The organism is Pseudomonas sp. KCJK9111, from assembly GCF_046231935.1.
Taxonomy (GTDB): Bacteria; Pseudomonadota; Gammaproteobacteria; order Pseudomonadales; family Pseudomonadaceae; genus Aquipseudomonas; species Aquipseudomonas parafulva_B.
In genome coordinates, this window is record NZ_JBJJMO010000113.1 from 1 (window position 1) to 4770 (window position 4770).

A 4770-nucleotide genomic window follows, 5' to 3' on the forward strand; every position below is an offset into this window, starting at 1 on the left:
TCCGCCTGCTGTAGCACGTGTCGGAGGTGCAGTGAAGGGTTCAGCGTTGACTGGATTTCAGTACAAAGGCTGAATCAGAAAATTTCAGAGGGGTTGAGTGCACAATGAGCTCATCCGGGCCTTGTGCACTCAATCAACATCGCTTGTAGCATGAGGGTTCAGTTTAGTGTTGGTGGAAAAAACTTCAGCCGGAGGTGAAAACCTGCGCGCTTGAAGATCAATCCCAGCTCAACGCCCCACCGGTCTGATACTCGATCACCCGCGTCTCAAAGAAGTTCTTCTCCTTCTTCAAGTCCATGATCTCGCTCATCCACGGGAACGGGTTGGTCGTGCCTGGGTACTCTTCCTTCAGGCCGATCTGCGTCAGGCGACGGTTGGCGATGAACTTGAGGTAGTCCTCCATCATCGCCGCGTTCATGCCCAATACCCCGCGTGGCATGGTGTCACGGGCGTATTCGATCTCCAGCTGGGTCCCTTGCAGGATCATCTGGGTGGCTTCTTCCTTCATCGCCGCATCCCACAGGTGCGGGTTTTCGATCTTGATCTGGTTGATCACGTCGATACCGAAGTTCAAGTGCATCGACTCGTCACGCAGGATGTACTGGAACTGCTCGGCCACGCCAGTCATCTTGTTGCGGCGGCCCATCGACAGGATCTGAGTGAAGCCGCAGTAGAAGAAGATGCCTTCCAGCACGCAGTAGTAGGCGATCAGGTTGCGCAGCAGTTCCTTGTCGGTCTCGACGGTGCCGGTGTTGAATTCCGGATCGGAGATGGCGCGGGTGTACTTAAGGCCCCAGGCCGCTTTTTTCGCGACCGACGGGATCTCGTGGTACATGTTGAAGATCTCGCCTTCATCCATGCCCAGCGACTCGATGCAGTACTGGTAGGCGTGGGTGTGGATCGCCTCCTCGAAGGCCTGGCGCAGGATGTACTGGCGGCACTCGGGGTTGGTGATCAGGCGGTATACGGCCAGGGCCAGGTTGTTGGCAACCAGCGAGTCGGCCGTGGAGAAGAAGCCCAGGTTGCGCATGACGATGCGGCGCTCGTCTTCGGTCAGGCCGTCCTGGCTCTTCCACAGGGCGATGTCGGCGGTCATGTTGACCTCCTGCGGCATCCAGTGGTTGGCGCAGCCGTCGAGGTACTTCTGCCAGGCCCAGTCGTACTTGAACGGGACCAGTTGGTTGAGGTCGGCGCGGCAGTTGATCATGCGCTTCTCATCCACCGCCACACGGGCGGAGGAGCCTTCCAGCTCAGCCAGGCCTTCGGCAACGTCCAGGGCGTCCAGGGCCGCCTTGGCGCGCTTGACGGCCTCGGAGTCCGACGCCGTGGCGGCGCGAGCTTCCAGGGCCGCGGCACCGCCGGCGCTGTCGAGCTTGTCGAGGGTGGCGGCGGCGTGTGCCTGCGCAGGGGTATTGCCTTTGGCGGCGATTTCGCCGTCATCTTCTTTATCGAATTCGTCCCAGCTCAGCATGGTGAGAGTCTCCTGCTCGAGGGCCATCTGTGGAGTATGGCCGGTAGATCTTGGTTGCGGTGCGGTGCACGCAAATCAGCGGTGCCCGTGGCGGGCTGGCCCCAGCGGCGTGGCTGCGGCTTTTGTATCGAGTAGCGGGGCGGCAGCGCCACACCCGCAGGCTTGCATACGGCTCTACAAAAAAGAGGCTTCCCGCAGGAAGCCTCGGCCTGGCCTTACTGGCAGGCTTCGCAGTCCGGCTCGTCGATCGCGCAGGCCTTGGGCACTGGCGCAGGGCCGGCTGCCTGGACCGGGGCGCTGTCGCCACCGCTGGACACGGCGTTGAGCTTGCCGGTGTTGATGGTCGACTTCTCGGTGCTGGTAGCGGCCAGGGCACGGAGGTAGTAGGTGGTTTTCAGACCACGGTACCAGGCCATGCGGTAGGTCACGTCCAGCTTCTTGCCCGAGGCACCGGCGATGTACAGGTTCAGCGATTGAGCCTGGTCGATCCACTTCTGACGACGGGAAGCGGCGTCGACGATCCACTTGGTTTCCACTTCGAAGGCCGTGGCGTACAGATCCTTGAGCTCTTGTGGAATACGCTCGATCTGCTGTACCGAACCGTCGTAGTACTTCAGGTCGTTGATCATGACCGAGTCCCACAGGCCACGGGCCTTGAGGTCACGAACCAGGTACGGGTTGATCACGGTGAACTCGCCCGACAGGTTCGATTTCACGTACAGGTTCTGGTAGGTCGGCTCGATCGACTGCGACACGCCAGTGATGTTGGCGATGGTTGCGGTTGGCGCGATGGCCATGATGTTCGAGTTACGAATACCTTTCTGTACACGGGCACGGACCGGCGCCCAGTCCAGGGTTTCGTTCAGGTCGACGTCGATGTACTTCTGGCCACGGGCCTCGATCAGGATCTGTTGCGAGTCCAGCGGCAGGATACCTTTGGACCACAGCGAGCCCTGGAACGTCTCGTAGGCACCGCGCTCGTCGGCCAGGTCGCAGGAGGCCTGGATGGCGAAGTAGCTGACCGCTTCCATCGACTTGTCGGCGAATTCGACGGCAGCGTCGGAGCCGTAGGCGATGTGCTGCAGGTACAGCGCATCCTGGAAGCCCATGATGCCCAGGCCCACCGGACGGTGCTTGAGGTTCGAGTTACGCGCTTGCGGCACCGAGTAGTAGTTGATGTCGATCACGTTGTCGAGCATGCGCACGGCCGTGTTGACGGTGCGTTGCAGCTTGGCGGTGTCGAGCTTGCCATCGACAATGTGGTTCGGCAGGTTGATCGAGCCCAGGTTGCAGACCGCGATCTCGTCCTTGTTGGTGTTCAAGGTGATCTCGGTGCACAGGTTCGAGCTGTGCACCACGCCCACGTGCTGCTGAGGCGAGCGCAGGTTGCACGGGTCCTTGAAGGTCAGCCATGGGTGACCGGTCTCGAACAGCATCGAGAGCATCTTGCGCCAAAGGTCCTTGGCCTGGATGGTCTTGAATACCTTGATCTTGTTGTACTCGGTCAGGGCTTCGTAATACTCGTAGCGCTCTTCGAAGGCCTTGCCGGTCAGGTCGTGCAGGTCTGGCACTTCCGAGGGCGAGAACAGGGTCCACTTGCCGTCGTCGAAGACACGCTTCATGAACAGGTCAGGGATCCAGTTGGCAGTGTTCATGTCGTGGGTACGACGGCGATCATCACCGGTGTTCTTGCGCAGCTCGATGAATTCTTCAATGTCCAGGTGCCAGGTTTCCAGGTAGGCACACACAGCGCCCTTGCGCTTGCCGCCCTGGTTGACCGCAACAGCGGTGTCGTTCACGACTTTGAGGAACGGCACGACGCCCTGGGACTTGCCATTGGTGCCCTTGATGTAGGAGCCCAGTGCACGCACCGGCGTCCAGTCGTTGCCCAGGCCACCTGCGAATTTGGACAGCATGGCGTTGTCGTGGATCGCGTGGTAGATGCCCGACAGGTCGTCCGGGACGGTGGTCAGGTAGCAGCTCGACAGCTGCGGGCGCAGGGTGCCGGCGTTGAACAGGGTCGGGGTCGAGGCCATGTAGTCGAAGGACGACAACAGGTTGTAGAACTCGATCGCGCGCGCTTCCTTGTCCTTTTCTTCCAGTGCCAGGCCCATGGCCACGCGCATGAAGAACACCTGTGGCAGCTCGAAGCGCACGCCATCCTTGTGGATGAAGTAGCGGTCGTACAGGGTTTGCAGGCCCAGGTAGGTGAACTGCTGGTCACGCTCGTGATCGATGGCCTTGCCCAGGCGCTCCAGGTCATAGGCTGCCAGTGCCGGGTTGAGCAGCTCGAACTCCACGCCCTTGGCGACGTAGGCCGGCAGGGCCTTGGCATACAAGTCGGCCATTTCGTGGTGCGTGGCGCTGTCGGCGACGTTCAGGAAGGCCAGGCCTTCGGCGCGCAGGGTGTCCATCAGCAGGCGAGCGGTGACGAACGAGTAGTTCGGCTCACGCTCGACCAGGGTGCGAGCAGTCATCACCAGGGCGGTGTTGACGTCCTTGATGGCCACGCCGTCGTACAGGTTCTTCAGGGTTTCGCGCTGGATCAGGTCGCCATCGACTTCGGCCAGACCTTCGCAGGCTTCGCTGATGATGGTGTTCAGGCGCGCCATGTCCAGCGGCGCCAGGCTGCCGTCGGCCAGGGTGATGCGAATGCTTGGGTGCGGCTCGACCACGGCGTCGGTGCTGACGCGGGTGGCGCGCTCCTTGGCGCGCTGCTCACGGTAGATGACGTAGTCACGGGCGACTTTCTGCTCGCCGGCGCGCATCAGGGCCAGTTCGACCTGGTCCTGGATTTCTTCGATGTGGATGGTGCCACCCGATGGCATGCGACGCTTGAATGTGGCCGAGACCTGCTCGGTCAGGCGCGCGACGGTGTCGTGAATGCGCGACGAAGCGGCGGCGGTACCGCCTTCAACTGCGAGGAACGCCTTGGTGATGGCCACGGTGATCTTGTCGTCGGTGTAAGGGACGACAGTACCGTTACGCTTGATCACACGCAGTTGGCCAGGGGCAGTGGCGGCCAGATCCTGATTGGATTCGGCAACCTGCGGGGCCTTGGCCTGCGGGTTCTCGCGAGTCGTGTCGGTTTGCATGGGTGGGTGTCTCCACAGTTTCTATATTGATCAGGCGCCCAATTGGGCGCCCACCGTTCCGTCCACTTGCTCGATTGCCTGTCGGTGCGGGGGAAAGCGAGCGCAACCGTGCGCGCGGGCGTACCGACTTCGGGACAGACCAAGGAATAAGGGCAACGGCCTGCAGCACCCTGGCCGAAGACAACAGGTCCGGGTTGCCGGCAC

The 4770-nt window shown here is 61.5% G+C and carries 2 protein-coding genes; both read right to left on the minus strand.

Annotated features, from left to right (window positions below):
* Positions 1-217: 217 nt before the first annotated feature.
* Positions 218-1471, minus strand: a complete 1254-nt coding sequence (locus tag ACK59L_RS21255) for a ribonucleotide-diphosphate reductase subunit beta (RefSeq protein WP_058604336.1) — start codon at positions 1469-1471, stop codon at positions 218-220.
* A gap of 215 nt (positions 1472-1686) precedes the next feature.
* Positions 1687-4566 carry a ribonucleoside-diphosphate reductase subunit alpha gene (locus ACK59L_RS21260; protein WP_023536265.1) on the minus strand — a complete coding sequence of 960 codons (2880 nt, stop codon included), beginning with the start codon at positions 4564-4566 and terminating at the stop codon, positions 1687-1689.
* Positions 4567-4770: the final 204 nt, after the last annotated feature.

Bases quoted from the DNA above. Each gene is read 5' to 3' on its own strand.
- ACK59L_RS21255 (WP_058604336.1), bottom strand. From the start codon at position 1,471: ATGCTGAGCTGGGACGAATTCGATAAAGAAGATGACGGCGAAATCGCC.
- ACK59L_RS21260 (WP_023536265.1), bottom strand. From the start codon at position 4,566: ATGCAAACCGACACGACTCGCGAGAACCCGCAGGCCAAGGCCCCGCAG.